This is a genomic window from Rhodovastum atsumiense (genome assembly GCF_937425535.1).
GTDB lineage: Bacteria > Pseudomonadota > Alphaproteobacteria > Acetobacterales > Acetobacteraceae > Rhodovastum > Rhodovastum atsumiense.
This window is the reverse complement of the sequence record NZ_OW485601.1, coordinates 3760281-3779362: the sequence shown is the minus strand read 5'-3', so window position 1 is coordinate 3779362 and position 19082 is coordinate 3760281. Positions and strand designations below refer to the sequence as shown.

19 protein-coding genes are annotated in these 19082 nt (G+C 67.2%); 9 read left to right on the top strand and 10 right to left on the bottom strand.

Features of this window, described 5'->3' with window-relative positions; all coding sequences use genetic code 11:
• Window positions 1–4: 4 nt before the first annotated feature.
• Window positions 5–940, bottom strand: coding sequence for a LysR family transcriptional regulator (locus tag NBY65_RS17210; protein ID WP_150045580.1), 936 nt, complete (start codon window positions 938–940; stop codon window positions 5–7).
• A gap of 95 nt (window positions 941–1035) precedes the next feature.
• Here NBY65_RS17210 and NBY65_RS17205 point away from each other — a divergent pair, with 95 nt between their 5' ends.
• Window positions 1036–2268: an MFS transporter gene (locus NBY65_RS17205; protein ID WP_150045581.1), complete on the top strand. Its 1233-nt coding sequence runs from the start codon at window positions 1036–1038 to the stop codon at window positions 2266–2268.
• A gap of 21 nt (window positions 2269–2289) precedes the next feature.
• On the opposite strand, the gene NBY65_RS17200 is transcribed toward NBY65_RS17205, so the two are convergent.
• Window positions 2290–2733, bottom strand: a complete 444-nt coding sequence (locus tag NBY65_RS17200) for a hypothetical protein (RefSeq protein WP_150045582.1) — start codon at window positions 2731–2733, stop codon at window positions 2290–2292.
• A gap of 67 nt (window positions 2734–2800) precedes the next feature.
• A complete protein-coding gene (locus NBY65_RS33825) occupies window positions 2801–3400 on the bottom strand; it encodes a glycine zipper family protein (protein WP_150045583.1) in 600 nt (199 codons plus the stop codon).
• 273 nt (window positions 3401–3673) lie between these two features.
• On the opposite strand from NBY65_RS33825, the gene NBY65_RS17185 reads away from it, so the two are divergent.
• The 4 genes from NBY65_RS17185 (at window position 3674) to NBY65_RS17170 (ending at window position 7832) form a co-directional block, all read left to right on the top strand.
• The gene (locus NBY65_RS17185) at window positions 3674–4399 is read left to right on the top strand and encodes a response regulator (protein WP_150045584.1); all 726 of its coding nucleotides are present in this window, start codon (window positions 3674–3676) and stop codon (window positions 4397–4399) included.
• The gene (locus tag NBY65_RS17180; RefSeq protein ID WP_150045585.1) at window positions 4396–5790 is read left to right on the top strand and encodes an ATP-binding protein; all 1395 of its coding nucleotides are present in this window, start codon (window positions 4396–4398) and stop codon (window positions 5788–5790) included. The genes NBY65_RS17185 and NBY65_RS17180 overlap by 4 nt, the downstream gene beginning before the upstream one ends.
• A gap of 172 nt (window positions 5791–5962) precedes the next feature.
• Entirely contained in the window at window positions 5963–6658 is a 696-nt protein-coding gene (locus NBY65_RS17175; protein WP_162530902.1) for a DUF3313 domain-containing protein, read from the top strand.
• A gap of 13 nt (window positions 6659–6671) precedes the next feature.
• Window positions 6672–7832, top strand: a complete 1161-nt coding sequence (locus tag NBY65_RS17170) for an efflux RND transporter periplasmic adaptor subunit (protein WP_203330748.1) — start codon at window positions 6672–6674, stop codon at window positions 7830–7832.
• A 243-nt stretch (window positions 7833–8075) separates the two neighbouring features.
• Here NBY65_RS17170 and NBY65_RS17165 read toward each other — a convergent pair whose 3' ends face one another.
• The 3 genes from NBY65_RS17165 to NBY65_RS17155 form a co-directional block, all read right to left on the bottom strand.
• Window positions 8076–8999 (bottom strand): IS110 family RNA-guided transposase, encoded by a 924-nt coding sequence (locus NBY65_RS17165; protein WP_408895628.1) that lies wholly within the window; start codon window positions 8997–8999, stop codon window positions 8076–8078.
• 224 nt (window positions 9000–9223) lie between these two features.
• Window positions 9224–9964 (bottom strand): substrate-binding periplasmic protein, encoded by a 741-nt coding sequence (locus tag NBY65_RS17160; RefSeq protein ID WP_150045854.1) that lies wholly within the window; start codon window positions 9962–9964, stop codon window positions 9224–9226.
• Window positions 9965–10025: 61 nt separating this feature from the next.
• A complete protein-coding gene (locus tag NBY65_RS17155) occupies window positions 10026–10736 on the bottom strand; it encodes a methyl-accepting chemotaxis protein (RefSeq protein WP_150045855.1) in 711 nt (236 codons plus the stop codon).
• A gap of 92 nt (window positions 10737–10828) precedes the next feature.
• Between NBY65_RS17155 and NBY65_RS17150 the strand changes: the two genes are divergently transcribed.
• Together NBY65_RS17150 and NBY65_RS17145 are read left to right on the top strand one after the other, a co-directional pair.
• Window positions 10829–11898 (top strand): IS630 family transposase gene (locus NBY65_RS17150; RefSeq protein ID WP_150045318.1). Its coding sequence is split into 2 segments (ribosomal slippage): window positions 10829–11315 and window positions 11315–11898, totalling 1071 coding nucleotides; the frame shifts between segments, so codons are not numbered across the junction.
• Between the two features lie 294 nt (window positions 11899–12192).
• Window positions 12193–12816, top strand: a complete 624-nt coding sequence (locus tag NBY65_RS17145; RefSeq protein WP_250265689.1) for a hypothetical protein — start codon at window positions 12193–12195, stop codon at window positions 12814–12816.
• A gap of 75 nt (window positions 12817–12891) precedes the next feature.
• Here the strand turns inward: NBY65_RS17145 and NBY65_RS17140 are convergent, their stop codons facing one another.
• Window positions 12892–13374, bottom strand: a complete 483-nt coding sequence (locus NBY65_RS17140) for a hypothetical protein (RefSeq protein ID WP_150042629.1) — start codon at window positions 13372–13374, stop codon at window positions 12892–12894.
• Between the two features lie 173 nt (window positions 13375–13547).
• Here NBY65_RS17140 and NBY65_RS17135 point away from each other — a divergent pair, with 173 nt between their 5' ends.
• Window positions 13548–14426 (top strand): LysR substrate-binding domain-containing protein, encoded by an 879-nt coding sequence (locus NBY65_RS17135; RefSeq protein ID WP_150042630.1) that lies wholly within the window; start codon window positions 13548–13550, stop codon window positions 14424–14426.
• Window positions 14427–14991: 565 nt separating this feature from the next.
• Window positions 14992–15474: a DVUA0089 family protein gene (locus NBY65_RS17130; protein ID WP_150042631.1), complete on the top strand. Its 483-nt coding sequence runs from the start codon at window positions 14992–14994 to the stop codon at window positions 15472–15474.
• A 114-nt stretch (window positions 15475–15588) separates the two neighbouring features.
• On the opposite strand, the gene NBY65_RS17125 is transcribed toward NBY65_RS17130, so the two are convergent.
• Genes NBY65_RS17125 through NBY65_RS17115 form a run of 3 tightly spaced genes read right to left on the bottom strand, consistent with a single transcriptional unit; the run spans window position 15589 to window position 18905 of the window.
• Window positions 15589–16797, bottom strand: coding sequence for an L-dopachrome tautomerase-related protein (locus NBY65_RS17125; RefSeq protein WP_150042632.1), 1209 nt, complete (start codon window positions 16795–16797; stop codon window positions 15589–15591).
• Between the two features lie 58 nt (window positions 16798–16855).
• On the bottom strand, window positions 16856–17869 hold the full coding sequence (locus NBY65_RS17120; RefSeq protein ID WP_150042633.1) for a zinc-binding alcohol dehydrogenase family protein: 1014 nt from the start codon (window positions 17867–17869) through the stop codon (window positions 16856–16858).
• Between the two features lie 52 nt (window positions 17870–17921).
• Window positions 17922–18905 carry a zinc-dependent alcohol dehydrogenase family protein gene (locus tag NBY65_RS17115; protein WP_150042634.1) on the bottom strand — a complete coding sequence of 328 codons (984 nt, stop codon included), beginning with the start codon at window positions 18903–18905 and terminating at the stop codon, window positions 17922–17924.
• Between the last annotated feature and the right edge of the window lie 177 nt (window positions 18906–19082).

The window sequence follows — 19082 nt, the reverse complement described above, 5'->3', positions numbered from 1 at the left end:
CGGCTTATCCCCGCGCCGGCGCCATCCCGACCACGTTGGACATGCAGCCGCGCATCAGCTCGATGAAATGCCGCAGCTTGGCCGGCCTGAAACGGCCCGCCGGGCAGATCAGGAAGACCGGCAGCGGTGCTGCCGTCCAGTCGGGGACCAGTTGTTCCAGCCGCCCCTCGCGCAGGTCATCGGCGACGATCCAGGCGGAAACGATCGCCGCCCCCAGCCCGGCCAGCGCGGCGGCACGCAGCGCGTGCAGGCTGTCGGTGCCGAGGCGGGGACGAATGGGGAAGCGCTGCTCCTCGCCCCGCCCGGCATGGGAGAGAACCACTTCGTCCCGGTAGTAGGTGGTCAGCGCCAGCCAGGGCAGCCCCGCCAGTTCGGCGGCCTCGGCCGGCGGCGGACGGTCGCCCCGCAGCCCCGGCGCCGCCACGACGATGCGCGGCACCTCCGCCAGCCGGATCGCCACCACCGAGGGATCCTCGATCCAGCCCACCCGGATGGCGCAGTCGATGCCGTCGGCGATGAAGTCAGGCGAGCGGTCGTGCAGCTTCCATTCGACCGACACCTCCGGATGCGCGCGCAGGTACTCGGCCAGCGGCGCGACCAGTTGCTCCTGGCCGAAGGCGTGCGGCGCCTGCACCCGCAGCAGCCCGCGCGGCCGGTCCTGCGCGCCGCGCAGCTCGGCCTCCATCGCCCCCCAGCTATCCAGCAACTCGCGGGTATGCGCCAGGCAGCGCTCGCCATCCTCGGTCAGCGCCAGGCCATGGGTGGAGCGCTGCAGCAGCCGCACGCCCAGCATCCGTTCCAGTAGCTGCAGCCGCCGGCTCACCGTGGGCTGGCTGGTGCCCAGGTGCTGCGCCGCGGCCGAGAGCGTGCCAGCCTCGACGATGCGCAGGAAGGTGCGCAGCAGGTCGATCCGGTCGGCGCCGCCAGTCTGGTCGATCATACGTCGCACGTATCATGATTCTACGGCGCCGGCCACTACACCGGTCGGGAGGCTGCGGTTATCTGGCTACCGACACCAATCGGGGGCCTGCCATCATGGCGAATATCCAACCTTCCCATACGCTGCATGCATCTTCGGTCAGGGAGCCCTCCAACGCCCTGGTCCTGCTGCTGGCCAGCGGCGCCGGCTTCAGCGTGGCGGCGCTGTATTACGCGCAGCCCTTGCTCGGCGTGCTCGGCACGGAGATGAGTGGCGGGGCCGGGCTGGTCGGCCTCGCCCCCATGCTGGCGCAGACCGGCTACGCCCTGGGCATCCTGCTGCTCGCCCCGCTGGGGGACCGCTATGACCGCCGCCGCATCATCCTGACCAAGGCCAGCCTGCTGGTCCTCGCCCTGCTGCTGTGCGGCCTGGCACCGACCGTCCCCTGGCTGCTGGCCGGCAGCCTGCTGGCCGGCCTGACCGCGACCGCGGCACAGGACATCGTGCCCGCCGTCGCCGTGCTCGCCCCGCCGCATCGCCGCGGCCGCCTCGTCGGCATGGTGATGACCGGGCTGCTGCTCGGCATCCTGCTCTCGCGCGTGGCCAGCGGCCTGATCGCGGAACAATACGGCTGGCGCGCGGTGTTCTTCCTGGCGGCAGCGGCGGAAGCCGGCATCGTGCTGGCGAGCTGGATCTGGCTGCCACGCTTCAAGGCCACCACCTCGCTGCCCTATGGCAACCTGCTGAGGTCCATGCTGCATCTCTGGCGGGCCCAGGCACCGCTGCGCCGCGCCACCTTCGCCCAGGCCACGCTGTCCATCGGCTTCAGCGCCTTCTGGTCCACCCTGGCGATCATGCTGCACCAGCAGCACCACGCCGGCAGCGCCCTCGCCGGTGCCTTCGGGCTGGCCGGCGCCGCCGGCACCCTCGCCGCCCCGCTGGCCGGCCGCCTGGCCGACCGCCATGGCGCCGAGATCGTGACCCGGCTCGGCGCCGCGCTCTGCGCCCTCTCCTTCGCGGTGCTGCTGGGAGCACAATTCATTCCCCTGTCCCTCGGGGCACAACTGGCGCTGCTCGCGGTGGGGGCGGTCGGCTTCGATTTCGGCATCCAGGCCACGCTGGTGGCGCACCAGACCATCGTCTACGGGCTGCAACCGGAAGCACGCAGCCGGCTGAACGCACTGATGTTCACCGGTATCTTCATCGGCATGGCGCTCGGCACCGGCCTTGGCAGCCTCGCCCAGTCCTTCGCCGGCTGGGGCGGCGTCATGGCGCTGGCCAGCCTCGCCTCCCTCGTTGCCCTGGCGATCCGCATGGCGCGAGGGCACGGCCGACCGGTAGCGGTATAGACGAAAAAGCCCTGCCGCCAGTCAGAACCGGCGATAGGAAATGTAACCCGGGTAATAGACATAATATCCACGATACGGGTAGTACCCGGAATACACATAGTATGTGTCATAGGCCGGTGCCGGCGCAGGCGGCGCCGGCCGTTGATGCACCGGTGCCGCCGGGGACGACCGGCGTGGCCGGGGAGCCACCGCTACGGCACGGGATTGCTGCGGTGCCACCGTCCTGCCCGGCTTCACGCCCTGCGGGCGAGGCTTCACCGCTGCAACCGGCGCCGAAGCCTGGCACGGCGGCTCGGCCACGGCCGGCGTCGGCGGCAGGTGCGGCGCCACCACGGCCGACGCCGCGATGGCGGTCGGTGGCGCCACCGCGGGCTGGCGATGCAATGCCTGATACGCTCCGGCCCCCACGCCGCCGACCACCATCAGGCCGCCGAGATACCACACCAGAACACCACGCACCGTCATCACCACCCTCCTTCGTCGGGGCCGCCTCGGGCATTGCGGGACGACCGTCCGTCCTGTCCCGCCCTCATCAGGGCCTTGCGGGAAGCGGCACGACCGGCACATAGGCAACGCCGGCCGGAGGCGCCGCGTAGACCACGGCGGGAGGCACGGCATAGACCACGGGCGGCGGCGCCACATAGGCCACGCGCGGTGGCGGCGGCGCCGGCGGGGCGATCTGTTCCCCATTCGCGATCATGCATTGCGTGTAGGCATTGTTGTACCGGGACTGCGTCGAGGCCGCCACGTTGCGTCCGGCGCCGGCCCCCAGCGCCGTGCCGGCCAGCAATCCGCCGCCCGCCCCGATCGCCGCGCCGGCGCCGGCATGTCCCGTCGCCGAGCCGATCAACGCACCGGCGGCCGCGCCGACACCGGTTCCGACCGCCGCACCGGCCACGCCGCTCCTTGCGGCGGCCTGCCCCGGCGATTGCCCGCCGACCTGCCCGGCGGCGTACTGCCGGCAGGTCACATCGTGCTGCTGAAACACGGTGAAATTCTCGCCCTTGGCCGGAACCGCCAGAACGGTCGGACCCAGCGGCGCAGGGGCGGCACATCCTGCCACTCCCGCCGTCACGATGGCGGGGAGCAGTCTCGCGATCCAGGCGCGGCCACCGGAGGCCGTTGCACTCATGGCTCTCTTACCCTCGCACGCATCAGCCGGCTCATTGGCACCGGATGCCGGCCGTCCCGTTCCACTTTCATTTCGGCATGATTGGTGGCGTCCCGGCGGATGCCGGCACAGCCGGCCCTGGCCTGACATGATACGGGCCTCGCACCATTCCCCCCCCCGGCCGACCGGTCATGCCTCCAGTCCGGACATGATGCCGGCATAATGTGTATGACCTGAAACATGCTGCTCCATTCCGGACATCAAGCCGTTAGAATCGGCTGCCAGTGTTTGGGAATGGATGCCATGCCCCATCTTCTGCTGGTCGATGACGACGAGGACATCCTGTCCCTGCTGACCACGTTCTTCCGCCGGCACGGCCACGAAGTCACGACCGCGCAGGACGGGACCGCGATGTTCCGGACCATCGCCGCGCAGCAGCCCATCGACCTGGTGATCCTCGACGTGATGCTGCAGGGCGAGGACGGTTTCAGCCTGTGCCAGCGGCTGCGCGCCGTCTCCCGCGTGCCCGTCATCATGCTCACCGCCATGGCGGACCATACGGATCGTGTCGTCGGACTGGAAATCGGCGCCGACGACTACCTGACCAAACCCTTCGACCAGCGGGAATTGCTCGCGCGGGTCAAGGCGGTGCTGCGCCGCACGAGCATGATGGCCGCGCCCCCCGCCGCCGGCACGATGCGGCCAACGCTGTGCTTCGCGGGCTGGCGGCTCGACGTGGCCCGGCGCGAACTGCGATCCGCCGACGACGCGCTGGTGCTGCTGTCCGGCGGCGAATTCGACCTGCTGCTGGCGTTCGTCGAGCATCCGCAACGGGTGCTGACCCGGGAGCAATTGCTCGACCTGGCCCACGGGCCGTCCCACGATGCCTTCGACCGCAGCATCGACGTGCAGGTCAGCCGGCTTCGCCACAAGCTGGAGGAAGATCCGAAGAACCCGACGATCATCCGCACCGTCCGGCAGGGGGGCTATGTCTTCACCCAGGCCGTAACCCGCAGATGAAGCCGAGGCTCTGGCCCCGGGACACGATCGCCCTGCGCTTCGCCGTGACCATCGTGCTCGCGATCGGCGTGACGCTCGGCTGCATGGGGCTGTTCTTCATCTTCGGCGGCGAATGGGCGCAACCCGATCCCGAAAGCCTGGGCATCCCCAAAACGGTCACCACCGTCGCACGCCTGACCAACGCCGCCCCGCCGGAGTTGCGCCCCAGCCTGGCCGCCGCGGCGTCCACCGATGGCCTTCTGCAGGTTGAATGGTATGACGCCGCCAGCCCCACCGGAGCAGCGCTGCGGGACAGCGCCGCCCATGCCATTCCGTCCCCCCGGAGGCTTCCCCCCCTGGACCAGGCCGGTCCGGTGATGAAGTTGTTCCTGCCGGAAGATCCGGTCGCGACCATTCCCGGGCTCGACAAGACACGGGCGCGCTATCCGCAGTCCTATTTCCTGGCGATCAGGCTCCGCGACGGAAGCTGGGTGGTCTTCAGCGCCCCGACCCGGATCTGGGGCGTCAGCCGGCAGGCGCGATGGATGATCTTCGGCGGCATCTGCCTGCTGTCCATCGGTGTCGTTTCCACCCTGGCCGCGCGCCGGCTCGCCAGGCCGGTGCGGCAACTCGCCGAAGCCGTGCGCACCTTCGGCCTCAATCCCCAGTCCCCCGCGATCGTGGAATCCGGACCGCAGGAAATCCGGCAGGTCATCGAAACCTTCAACACCATGCGGGCACAGATCCACAGCTTCGTCACCCATCGCACCACCATGCTGGCGGCGATCTCGCATGACCTCCGCACCCCGCTGACCCGCATGCGGCTGCGGGGCGAGTTCATCGAGGACCCGGACCAACAGGCGCGGCTGTTCCACGACGTCGACGAGATGCAGGCGATGATCGACGGCGCCCTGGCCTTCTTCCGCGACAATGCCGCCGACGAGGCGCCCACGACCTTCGACCTGCCCGGCGTGCTGCAGACCATCATCAACGACTATGCCGACCAGGGCATCGAACTCGGATACAGCGGCCCGCCGCGCGGCATCTGCCGGGGGCGCCCCTTCGCGTTGAAGCGCGCCATCACCAATCTGGTCGAGAACGCCATCAAATACGCCACCCCCCCGGACATCGCGTTGTCGCGCGAGGACGAAGCCCTGGTCATCGCCGTGCGCGACCGTGGTCCCGGACTGCCGCCGGACGCCCTGACGCGCGTGTTCGACCCCTATTTCCGTCTCGACCGGTCGCGCAACCGGGCAACGGGCGGCGTCGGCCTCGGCCTGACCGCGGCGCAGGCCATCATCCACGAACATGGCGGAAAGATCACGCTCGCCAACCGGCCGGGTGGCGGGCTGGAAGCGCGCATCGTGCTGCCGAAGACCGGCAGGCCGGCCGATCCCGGGCGGCCGGGCTGACCCGTCTTGTGTCAGTGCTGAAACATCATGCGATGGCGCAAACAAGCCCGACATCAGGGGATGAAATTCGCCGGATATCCTGCCGCCCGCGGACGGGGAAAGCACCGAAGGCCCCGCCCCGGCTCGTTGCACGCGAAGGATCCGGCGGATGTCATTCCGATTTAAAAATATCATGCCCCGATGCCCCCGCAGCCGCGGCGCGGCGTTCGCGGCGGTGGTCGCGACATGTCTGGCCGCGACCGGCTGCACGTCGCCCGTGCCACACCAGAACCTCGCCTCGGCATCGCGCCTGTACCAGGTGGACAACCGCGAGAAGCCTTACCTGTACAGCAATCCCCAGATCCCCCTTGGCAGATACACGAAGATCATCGTCGATCCCGTGACCATCTACGATGGCCATGACGCGCAGTTTCATTCCTTCATCGGCGATGTCTCGGCCGAGGACCGGCAGATCATCGCCGATTATCTGCGGGCACAGTTCGTGGAAGTCCTGGGTAGGACGTATCAGGTCGTCCAGACCGCCGATCCGGCGACGGCACGGCTGCATCTGACGCTGACCGGCATCGAACGCAGCACCCCGGTGCTTTCGACCGTGTCCCATCTCACACCGGTGGGCCTCGCCATCAACGGCGCCCTGCAGGTTGCCGACCGGAACGGCACGAATTTCGGGTCGGTGTCGTACGCCGTGGAACTGTCCGACAGCACCACCAATGATCTCCTCTACGCCTACGTCACCAGGCAAACGCCGGATGCGCTCGATGTGACCGCCACCATCGGATACCTGGACGCGGCGAAGACAGGCGTCCGGATCGGGGCGAAGCACTTCCAGCAGGATCTCTCCAAGGCCGGCTTCGCCGCGGCCAAGTGACGCACTGGCCTCGATGCGCAACGCCCTCCCCTCCGCCATGAAGCCGCGGAGGCCGCCCCAGCTTGCCCTGCCCCTGCTGCTGTCGCTGACGCTGCTCGGCGGCTGCAAGCCACGCGACGAATACCAGGCGCCGCCGCCCGACGTGACGGTGGCACCGCCCCTGCAGCGCGACGTGACGGAATATCTCGAAGCCAGCGGCCAGCTCGCCGCGGTGAACACGGTGGAACTGGTGGCGCGGGTCCAGGGCTCGCTGCAGGCCATCGGTTATCGCGATGGCGAGAAGGTGCGCCAGGGCGACCTGCTGTTCACCATCGAGCCGGCCCCCTATCTGGCACAGCTGGAACAGGCGAAAGCGAGCCTCGCCTCGGCGGAGGCAAAGGCGGCGTTCAGCGAGCGCCAGTACCGCCGCCATGCGGACCTCGCCAGGACCGATGCCTCTTCGCGCCAGCAGGTGGACCAGGCGCTCTTCGAGCGCGACGCCAACCGCGCCACGGTGACGCAGGCGCAGGCATCCCTCGCCCAGGCGGAGATCACCTATGGCTATACCCATGTGCTGGCGCCGTTTGCGGGTCTGGTGACGGCGCATCAGGCGAATGTCGGGGCACTGGTGGGCGGGGGCCAGCCGACGCCATTGGCAACGATCATCCAGCTCGACCCGCTCTGGGTCACCTTCACCATCCCCGAGCAGGACGCGCTGCGGCTTCGGGCCGCGCGCATGGCGCAGGACGTCGCGGTCGAGATCGGATTGCAGGACGAGGCCGGCTATCCGCATCGGGGCAGCATCGACTACGTCGCCCCGCAGATCGATGCCGCCACCGGCACGCTGACGCTGCGTGGGCAGTTCGACAACCCCGATCATGCCCTGTTGCCCGGCGCCTTCGTCCGCATCCGCGTGACGATCGGCCTGCGCAAGGCGGCGCTGCTGGTGCCCGACGCGGCAATCCACCTGGATCGGGGCGGCTGGACCGTGCTGACCGTCACCGACGATGACGTCGTGCAGGCCCGCACCATCTCCCCTGGCGTCCGCGAGGGCGCGATGCGGGTCGTCGCATCCGGGCTCGGGGCGGATGACCGCATCATCGTGGAAGGGTTGCAATATGCCAGGGCCGGCCAGAGGGTGCGGCCGCGCGAAACGCCCCCCGGTGCCGATGCGCATGGGGACGACAACCGGTGATCTCCCGCTTCTTCATAAGGTCAGCGCGGCCGATCCGGGCGCCAGCGCCACCACGCTCGCCTGTACCGTCAGGAAAACCTAAGCCGCCGCGTTGGCGGGGCGTTGCCCCGCGCCCCACCAGGAGGCTTTGCCTCCTGGACCTCTACCAAGGGCTTCGCCCTTGGAACCCATTCTGTGCCGCGCAGCGCTTATGGGGTGCAGGGGCCTTGTGGCCCCTGCCGGGTCCAGCGACTGTCTTGCGTGTCAAGCGGCTTGCCACGGTTGCTGGTCCCGGATGATGGCATTGAGGATTGTGAGAAGTTTGCGCATGCAGGCGACGAGGGCGACCATGTGTGCTTTGCCCGCGGCGATCAGACGCTCGTAGACCGACTTGAGGATGGGGTTGCGGCGTGTGGCGACCCAGGCAGCCATGAAGAGGGCGGAGCGCACCACGGTGCGTCCGCCGCGAATGCTGCGTTTGCCGCGATGGGTTCCGCTGTCGTGGTTGAACGGAGCGAGGCCGGCGAGAGCGGAGATATGTCGTCGGTCGAGCGTCCCCAGTTCAGGGAGTTCGGCCAGCAGGGTGCGGGCGGTTGTCTTGCCAACGCCTGGCACCGAGTCGAGCAACGCCTCATTGCGTGACCACACGTCACTCTCGCGAATGGCGCTATCAAGATCCGTATCGATGTCAGTGAGTTCCTGCTGTAACCAGGCGAGGTGGGCGTTGATGCCGCGCTGCAGCTTGCGGGCGGTGGCCTGCTTGAGGCGCATGCTTTCGGCGGAGATCATGTCGATGATCTGGCGGCGCCGCGCGGCGATCTCGCCCAACATCTGGGTTGCGGCATCCGGCAACGGCCGCAACTCTGGACGGATACGTTCGGCGAAGCGGGCGATCACCGCGGCATCGAGCTGATCGGTCTTGGCCAGCCGGCCGCAGGCGCGAGCGAAGTCGCGGATCTGGCGGGGATTGACCGCCAGCACCGGCAGGCCAGCGCCAGCCAGAGTGGCCAGCACCACCTTTTCGTATCCTCCGGTCGCCTCCAGAATGATCAGCGCAGGCGACAAGCCCTGCAGCCGATCGCGTAAATCATCCAGGCCGGCACCGTCCCGATCGACACGAAAACTGGTCGCCGCCGGTAGCACATGCACATCAAGATGCTTCTTGGCAACGTCGATGCCAACAAACATCGATTGCTCTTGAGCCGTCTGGTCCATCACCCGTCCTTGCGTATGCGGGATCGACTTGCGCCGTCCCTGGCGACTGTTCGGGCTTACGGACATAGCCGCGGAAGGGGCACCGTGCTGGACCACGGGCTCGATCACCCCAGGGCAAGGCGGGCTCCCTTCCGCTCCCGAGCGCGTTACCCTACGCGCTCGGGTGCCTGTTGAGATACAAGGGCAGAGCCCTGGCCTTACTTCGCCAGGGCGGCTGCGGTAATCCGCTCGAAGCTGCCATCCCGCCGCATCGCGCCCAGGGCCGTGTTGAACCGCCCCAGAAGCTCGCCCTTGCCGGCCTGCCTGCTGAAGGCCAGGAAGGACGGATTGCTCGACAGCGGCGGGTCGAGCGCGGTCACTTTCTCGCCGACGCCCTGGGCGGCCATGGCCACCTTCCCTGCCTCCCGGATCGCCAGCACGGCGTCGATGCGACCCAGCGCGAGCTTGGCGAAGTTGGAAGCGTCGCTGGCGGTTTCCTCGGTCCGGATCGTGCCGGCCTTGACGGCTGCGTCGAAATCGTCGCCGTAGCTCCAGCCCCGGATGACGCCGACCGTCTTGCCCTTGAGGCTGTCGACGCCGCTGAAGCCGAAGGCCCGGGCCTTCGGGACGTAGACGACGATCACCTCGTCGAACAGCTTGTCGGAGAAGTCGTATTTCCGCTGCCGCTCGGCATTGCTGTAGATGCCGCCGACGCCGTTCTCCGCGGCATCGAGCCCGGCAATCGCGCGTTTCCAGGGGGCGGCGGACATGTCGGCCGCGAGGCCGATGCGCCTGAATGCCTCTGAGATCAGGGCATTGTAGATGCCGGCCGGCTTGCCGGCATCTGCGTACATGAATGGCGGATTGGCCTCGTCGATCAGGATCCGCTCTCCGGCCCGCGCCGGTGACGCCGTCGCGATCGCCAGGCCGAGCAGCAGGCCCGTCATTGCTCTGAACATCCATTGCCTCCTTGGTTCATGGGCACGGCTCGACCGGCACGCCCGGCGATACGGGCCGGGATCACGCCGCGACGAGCCGGCTGACAAACCGGTCGGCTTCTTGTCGCAGCTCGTTGAAGCGCACTTCGAGACTGGCGGCGGCGTCGAGCAGGATGGCGGAAGCCTCGCTGTTGCGTTCCGCCGTTCCGGCGACGCCGTGGACCGTCTCGCCCAGTTCGGCCGAGCCCTGGGCGGCATCGGCGAGGGCGCGGCTGATTTCATGGGTGACGGCATTCTGTTGCTCGACAGAGGCCGCGATCGCGCCGCTGGAGGTGCCGAGCGTGCCGACGGCGTCGCTGACCTGCTCGATTTCCCGGGCCACCGCCCGGATCGACGCCTGGATCGCCTCGACCTGGCCGGAAATCGTCTCGGTCGCCCGGGCCGTCTGGGACGCCAGGCCCTTGACCTCGCCTGCGACCACGGCGAAGCCCTTGCCGGCCTCGCCGGCACGCGCGGCCTCGATCGTCGCGTTGAGCGCCAGAAGATTGGTCCGGGAGGCGATGCTGGTGATCAGGGCCACGACATCGTCGATCCTCGCTGCCGCGTCGACCAGGCCCCTGACCAGGGTCATGGTCTGGCCGGCCCGGGTCCTGGCGGCCTCCGCGGCCTGGCTCGACATCTGGGCCTGGCGGGTGATTTCCTGGATCGACGCCGCGAACTCCTCGACCGCGCTGGCCACGGTCTGGACGCCGAGGCTGACCCGGTCGGCGGTCGTGACCGCGGCCGCACTCATACCAGCCGCCCAAAGTGTTGACTCTTATGTGAGTTTCGGACTGGCGCTGGTTCGGTTCACTCTGGTTGTCGGGTCAAATGACGGGAGGGGACATGGGCCGGGCGGTGACGATCACGCGGCGGGAGTTTGATGCGGCTGACCTGCGGCGCGAGGCATCGCGCACGCGGGATGGGCGTGTGTCGTGTCGCTTGCTGGCCCTTGCGATGGTTCTGGAAGGCGCTTCGCGGGCCGAGGCGGCGGCGGCCGGCGGGATGGACCGGCAGACGCTGCGGGATTGGGTACACCGCTATAATGCGGAGGGGATTGCCGGACTGGCAGACCAACCGCGCGAAGGCCGGCCACCTGTGCTGACGGCCGAACAGATGCAGGAGCTGAAAGCGTTGGTGGTGGCGGGTCCAGACCCGGAGCGCGACGGCGTAGTTCGTTGGCGCTGCGTTGACCTCCGCCAGCAGATCGCCACGCGCTACGACGTGGACATCCATGAGCGTACGGTCAGCAAGTTGTTGCATCGGCTGGATCTGGTGCCCCTGAAGCCACGGCCTTGCCATCCCAAGAAGGATGCTGATGCCCAGGAGGCTTTCAAAAAAACTTTGCCGACCTGGTAACCGCGGCGCTGCCACCGGGTGCTACCGACAAGCCGATCGAGATCTGGTTTCAGGATGAAGCCAGGGTCGGACAGCAAGGTACGCTGACCTACGTTTGGGCGCCGCGTGGTTCGCGTCCGGGGGCGGTACGCGATAATCGTCATGATTCTGCCTACCTGTTCGGTGCCATCTGCCCCGAACGGGCTGTTGGTGCCGCGATCATCATGCCGGCGGTCAACAGCGAAGCCATGGCCGAGCATCTGATCGAGATCAGCCGGCAGGTGGCACCCGGCGCGCACGCTGTGTTGGTCTGTGACGGGGCCGGATGGCACCAGCCCAGCCAACGCCTGCCTGTGCCCGACAACATCAGCCTGCTGCGCCTGCCAGCCTACGCGCCGGAATTGAACCCGATGGAGAACGTCTGGGAATATCTGCGGGCCAACAAGCTCAGTCTGCGCGTATGGAACAGCTACAACGCCATCCTGGTCGCTTGCCTGGATGCCTGGAACTTTCTGATGGCTACCCCAGACACCATCAAGTCCATCACTCAGCGTGCCTGGGCATCGGTCAAAATTTAGGGCGGTTGGTATCAGGCGCGTGTTTCCCGTGGCGGTATCGGCGACGGACCGGGATGCGGCGCCGATCGCCTGCGCGGTGCCCGAGGCGGCAGCCAGCACCGTCTTGATCTCGCCATCGAAGGCCTCGGCGACCCGGCGCAGGGAGCGGCCGCGCTCGATCTCGGCCTCGCGCTTCAGCTGTTCCGCCTCGGCTTCCAGGCGCAGCCTGGCGATGGCATTCGCCTTGAAGATCTCGACCGTCGCCGCCATCCGGCCCAGTTCATCGGCGCGGCCGAGCGCCGGCACCCTGACGTCATGGATGCCGTTGGCCAGCGCGCCCATCGTGCGGTCGAGGGCAACGATCGGCCTGATGATGCCACGGACGATGAGGGCAAGGGCGCCACACACCACGAGCAGGACGAAGCTGCCAATGCCGACGATGGTCCAGGCCCGCTGGCGCACCTGGGCATCCGCGCGGGTTGTCGCCAGATGCAGTTCCAGGATCCCGATCTGCTCGGCTTTTCCACTGCCTTCGGCCCGTTGGATCGGCACGCGCCGGACGATCAGGCCATCCCGGTCAGCGGCATCCGCGCTGTCGCGCACGAAGATCCTGCCATCCTGATCGAACAGGATGGCCCCCGCGTAATCCGCGTCCTGGCCGAGCGGCGCCAGCAAGGCCCTTGCGGCATTCGCGTCCAGGTTCCACAACGCGTCGCCCGCGCCACCGGACAGGAGCGCGGCGGTGAGACGCACGCGATCTTCCAGGGCATTGCGGCCGTCCAGGGTGGTCACATAAACCGCCCCGAGCACCGCCATGACAATGGTCGCGGCCAGCAACGCGCATATCGGTGTCACCGTCCGGATCATCAGGCTTCGGGTCAGAACGGCAGGCATGGCGGACTCCGGCGACGCCCGCCAAACCTGGGCCGGAAATCTTGACAAATGATTTACGGCCGCGGCGACCGCGGTACGGCCTGGACATGTCCGCCCGGGCCGGTTGCCCGGGCGCTGTCGTCAGCTCGCCGCCTCGCCCGTTGCCCCCGCCCGGACTTCGGCCAGGAAGGCATCGATCTCGTCCCTGCCGGCGACAGCCTTGTAATGGACATGCGTCTTCGGCTCGCCCGCCTCGCCCGGCGGGGCGGCGTCCGCTCCGGCCGCCCATGACGCGGCCGCGCTGTGCGAGATCTCAAGGATGAATCCCCGCGCATCGGGATTCTCCTGGGCCTCCCTGGACAGCAGGCAGCACGAAATGATCAGCGGCGCGATGTTCTTGCTGGTCTTCTCGTTGCGATGCAGGTTCTTGCGGAAGGCTTCGGCAATGGCCTTCTCGCCGTTCTCGATGGCCGCGGCGAGACTGGCCTTGTGCTTCTTGATGCCTTTCTGGGTTGATTCGACGATTTTCTGCCCCAGTGCCGTCGGGATGCCGAACTTCAGGTTTTCATCCCCAAAGCAGACGTAGAAGAAGTAGTAGGTGTTGCCGTCCGATGTCGTGCTCATCGCTGCGCAGGTGCCATGGTTTCATTGCCTGCCGAGAGCGTGTGCGCGTCGGCTGAGTCCGTGTCAACCGCGCCATCCCGGGCGCGCGGCATGACGCCGGACCTGCATGTCGCTTGCCATCAAGAAGGCAAGCACATAGATCTGACGCCATCAGGCAGCGGAGTTTCTTGATCATGTCCGCCCCCGACCTCGAACTCGATCTTCTGCGGGCCTTCGTCGCGGTGGCCGAGACCGGCAGCTTCACCGCCGCCGCCGAGGTGGTGGGGCGTTCGCAATCCGCGGTCAGCCAGAAGGTCTTGCGCCTGGAGGAAATCCTGGGACGGCGCGTCTTCGAGCGCACCAGCCGCTCGCTGAGCCTGACCGGCGAGGGCGAGCAGTTGCTGGCAGGCGCCCGCCGCATGCTGGAATTCAACGACGCGCTGATGCGCCAACTGCGCGAGCCGCCGCGCATCGGCACGCTGCGCCTGGGCATCTCCGAGGATTTCGTCCCCGGCGAGCTGCCCCGGCTGCTCGCCCGCTTCTCGCGGCTGCATCCGGGCGTGCAGGTGGATCTGATGACCGGGCTGAGCTGCGAGCTGCTCGCTGCCTGCGACGCCGGCCGGCTGGACGCGGCGATCGCCAAGAAGGACGGCACCGCCCAGCGTGGCCGGGTGATCTGGCGGGAGCCGCTGGTCTGGATGGCCGCCGCCGATTATCAGCTCGATGTCACGCGTCCGGCACGGCTGGTGATGCTGCGCCCGCCCTGCACCTATCGCGAGACCATGATCGCGGCGCTGGACGCGGTGCGGCGGGACTGGGTCACGGTATGCACGGCCAGCAGCCTGATGGGCGTGCAGGCGGCGGTGGCCGGCGGGCTGGGCGTCACCGTGCTCGGCCGCTCCTTCGTGCAGGACGGCATGCAGATCCTCGAGGCGCCGGAACACTGGCCGCCCTTGCCGATGACGGAGATCACGGTGATCGGGGAAGACGGCCCGGCGGCGCCCCTGGTGCAGCCGCTGGTCGCTTTCCTCACCGAAAGCCTAGGAACACGGCGACGGGCGATGGCCGCCTGACGCCGCTCAGCCCTTGGGGCTGCCGGCATCAGCATTGAAGAAATGCTAGCGCTATCACCGCCCAGCAACGAATTCACAAGATCCTGTAAATAAATCCACAAACAAAAGATCATTAGGTCACATTTATATTAATCAGACCGCCCTAATTGTTTGCTAAAGAGACACTAATAAAAAATCCCTTCTATAAACTCCATTTTTAGGAAAATACCAATTTACGCTAACCTAGATGTCGCGGTCATGTGATTAATTTCCTTTATAATGGGCTTTAAAATATAAAAAAGTTATGCACAATGACTGTTAAATATAATTATAAAGAAAATAGAAAAAATAAATCATTTGCCGGTTTATATGCCATAAATTCGGACAAGCTCAAAGTATATTTGTAGTATTTGCAATACAATGTCCAAATTTGACATGTATTATACGAACACAAAGCACATTACAGACATGTCGCTAACGACAAGCAAGGCGTTACCAGACAAGTATGTGCAAAAAAGATCAGGAAAGGCCATTTTTTCAACACGGCCAGAACTGGGCACATCCCTAAAAGCAACAGGAGGTAAAAATGCCTGCACCTGATACCGCCACACCAGATACACACACGACCGCCACGATCAGTTTGGGAAACATAGGCGGCTCTTCCACACCGTCGGGGCCAACCTTCCACAACGCCGGTGGCGGCGGCGGCAATGCCGGTCAGCAAGGGGGCGGTGGATATGGCGGCGGTGGCGGAAGCGGAAGCGTCACCGGAAGCATAAACTATCCATATGATCACGATTGGTACAGAATATCATTGAGCGAATATAGCCGTTACACAATCAGGGTTATAGGAAGCAATGGATTTGATCCAACACTGGCCATACACGACAGAAATGGAGATGAAATTGCGTACAATGATGATGAAAGTAACAATTCTAATAACTCTAGATTGGTATTAAGTCCAGATTATAGTGGAAATTATTACGTTGATGTCGGTGGATACGGTTCAAGCACGGGCGATTATACGGTACGTGTCTCGGTAGCCCCACCCAACATTACCCCGGCATAGGTACGCACTGGCCCAGCCGGTTCCCACCAGACCGCCTCAGACCGGTCGGTCGAAAGGCCGACCGGTCTGCGCGCGGGGATCTCGGGGCGGCTGCCTGGCCGCGGCTTCACCGGTTCAGCGCAGCGCCACCGGCCCGGCGCCGATGCGAATGCGGAACAGGCTGTACGGCTTCTCGCGCAGATCCTGCCCGGCATGAAACTGCTTCTGGCGCTGCAGTTGGTTGACGGTGAAATAGAGATAGCCGTCGCGCGCCACCGCCAGCGTGTCCGGCCACAGCAGGCGCGGGTCATGCGCGATGGTCCGCCAGCTCCCGTCGGTGCCGCGCTGGCGGATGCTGTTGTGTTCGTAGTCGCCGGCATAGATCCGGCCCTGGTCGTCCGCCTCCAGCCCGTCCGAGGCCCCCTTCTCGCCCAGGTCGACCACCGCTCGCGCCACCACCTCCGCCGGCGCCGCGCGATCGCGCAACAGCGCGGTCGGCACGGAGAACAGGTGCCGGCTCGATAGCGGCGAATAGAACAGCGTGGCCCCGTCCGCCGACAGCGCGATGCCGTCGGAGGCGACCCGGAACGGCACCGGCGCCTGGCCCGGCTGGCACAGCACCAGCGTCTCGCCCTCCACCACCGGCACGAAGGCGGGATCCGGCGAGGTCGAGGCGTGGCCGCTCAACTTTCGCCACGCCGCGCCGCTGTCGAGATCGACCACGATGATGCCCCCCGGCCCCGAGGTCGAGGAATCGGTGATGTAGGCCACCCCCGCCCGCCCCTGCCGCAGGTCGAAGCGCACATCGTTCACGTAGGTGCTTGGCAGCACCACCGATGGCGGCAGGATGACGGCCTTCACCACCTTGTTGGTCCCAAGGTCCACCGCCACCAGCTTCACCCCACCCGCGAGCGGCGGCGCGAAGGACGGCGCGGCGGTGTCGAGGATCCACAACCGGTCGGCAGGATCGACGACCACACTCTGCACGCTGACCAGCGTCGCGCCGGGGCGCTGCGGATCGGCACGATTGATCGCCACGTCCGGATAGGCAACCTCCTTGCCGCCGCGCAGCTCGGCGACGGTGAAGGGAACCTCGTCGCCCCAGCGTGGATAATTGACGAAGATGCGCCCGCGTGCCGAAACCGTGACCCCGGTCGGCATCGCGCCATGGAAGGCGAAGACAGGCTCGATCTCACCGATGCCGCGCTCGGATGGCAGGGCGGCGAAGACGGGATGCCGTGCCGTCCAGCCCGGCTCCGCCAATGCCGTCTGTGCCCGGGGGGGCGGCGCGATGCCCGGCAACAGCGCCAGGGCCGCCACGACGGCGATTCCTGCAGTCCTCATCACGCATGTCCTTCTCGCTGCGGGGACGGAAGGCCCGGACACGAACGCTGCGCCTCGTTCAGAAGCCGGCGAGCACGATCTTGCCAATGCCGCGCCCGCTTTCCAGCGCGGCGTGGGCACAGCGCAGATTCCCAGCGGAGATCGTGCCATACTCCGCCTGCTTCGTCGTGCGCAGCACGCCCGCATCCACCAGCGCCGCCACTTCCGTCAGGATGCGGCCCTGTTCGGCCAGATCGGGCGTGCCGAACAGCGGGCGGGTGAACATCAACTCCCAGTGGACGGACAGGCTTTTGCGCTTGAACGGCACGACGTCGAAGCTCGCGGGATCGTCGATCAGCGCCAGTGCGCCCTGCGGCGCCAGCGCCTCGACGATCGCGGCGGCGTGGCGATCGGTCGCGGTCAGCCCGGCGACGTAGCGCACCTGCGGGATACCGATCGCCTTCAACCCCTGGTCGAGCGGCTGGCGATGGTCGATCACGTGATGCGCGCCCATCTCCCGCGCCCAGGCGATGGTTTCCAGCCGGGACGCGGTGGCGATCACTGTCAGCCCGGTCAGGCGGCGGGCAAGCTGCGTCAGGATCGAGCCGACGCCACCGGCGCCGTTGACGATCAGCAGCGCGTCCCCGCCGGTCTTGCGGCCATACGGCACGCCCAGCCGGTCGAACAGCAATTCCCAGGCGGTCAGCGCGGTCAGCGGCAGCGCCGCGGCCTCGGCGAAGGAAAGCGACGCGGGCTTCGGACCGACGATGCGCTCGTCCACCGCGTGGAACTCGGCGTTGGTGCCGGGACGGTTGATCACGCCGGCATGGAACACCGCATCGCCCGGCCGGAACCGCGTCACCGCGGCGCCGACCTCCACCACCGTGCCGGCGGCATCGAAGCCGAGCACGCGCGGCGTCCCGTCGGGCGGCGCCGCGGCGGCGCGCAGCTTCACGTCGACCGGATTGACCGACACCGCCTCGACCTTGACCAGCAGGTCGTGCGGCCCGGGCTGCGGGCACGGCAGGTCAAGTTCGACCAGTGCCTCGGTGTCGGCGACGGGCAGCGGACGGAAATAACCAATGGCTTTCATGACCGGGATCTCCGGAACTGTCGGGGGCGGAGCTTGTAGAAGGAAAGCGGGATCAGGCGATGTCGATCACAACCTTGCCGCAGGCCTGGCCGGATTCGAGATGGCGATACGCATCGGCGGCGGCGGCCAGGTCGAAACGCGCCGGATCCAGCAGGGGTCGCAGCGTTCCGGCCTCGACCAGCGCCGCGGCCTCGCGCAGCAGCTGGCCGTGCCGCTCGCGGCCGATGTCGTGCAGCATCGGGATCAGCATGAACACGACGTGCAACGACAATCCCTTGGCGTGCAGCGGCGACAGGTCGTGCGTGCTGCGCGCGGCGATGGCGGCGACCCGGCCGCCCAGCGCCGCCGCGGCGAAGGATCGATCGAGATTAGCGCCACCAACCGTGTCGAACACCACGTCGAAGCCGCGCCCACCGGTCAGCCGCGCCACATAGTCGGCGACCGCCTCCTGCCGGTAATCGATGGTCGCGTCGGCCCCGAGCTCGCGGGCGATGGCGGCGTCCTCCGCCGAGCCCACCGTGGTGGCGACGCGCGCGCCGCGGGCCTTCGCCAACTGGACACCAATATGCCCGACCCCGCCGGCACCGCCATGCACCAGCACATGGTCGGCTTCGCTGACGCCGGCCCGCTCCAGCGCTTCCCAGGCGGTGATGGTCACCAGGGGCAGCGCCGCGGCCTCGCGCATGGACAAGGCACGCGGCTTCGGTGCCAGCAGCCGCGCATCGGCGACGATGGCCTCGGCCAGGGTGCCCCCCTGCCCGCGCACGCCGCCGGCACAGCCATAGACCTCATCGCCGACGGCGAAGCCGGCGACGCCAGGCCCCACCGCCTCCACCACCCCGGCCAGGTCGCAGCCGAGAACGGCCGGCAAGGTCGGGCCGATCGGCAGGCCGTCACGGATCTTGATGTCGATCTGGTTCACCGAGGCCGCGGCGATCCGGACCCGCACCGCACCCGGACGCAATTCCGGCTCCGGGATGTTGACCAGCTCGAAATTCCCGGCCCCTCCATGGGCCCGCAGCACCTGTGCACGCATTGTCCCCTCCTGGGATTCGCTGCGGACAGGCTGGGGGATGCGGGTGAAGAAGGGAAACAAATAGTTCTTATGGAACCTAGCAGAAAAGCATTTGGATAGTGTAAGGCAAGGGCTTTGCCCTTGACCCACCAAGGGCCACAAGGCCCTTGGATCCCAGTCTCGCTGCGCGGCACAGAG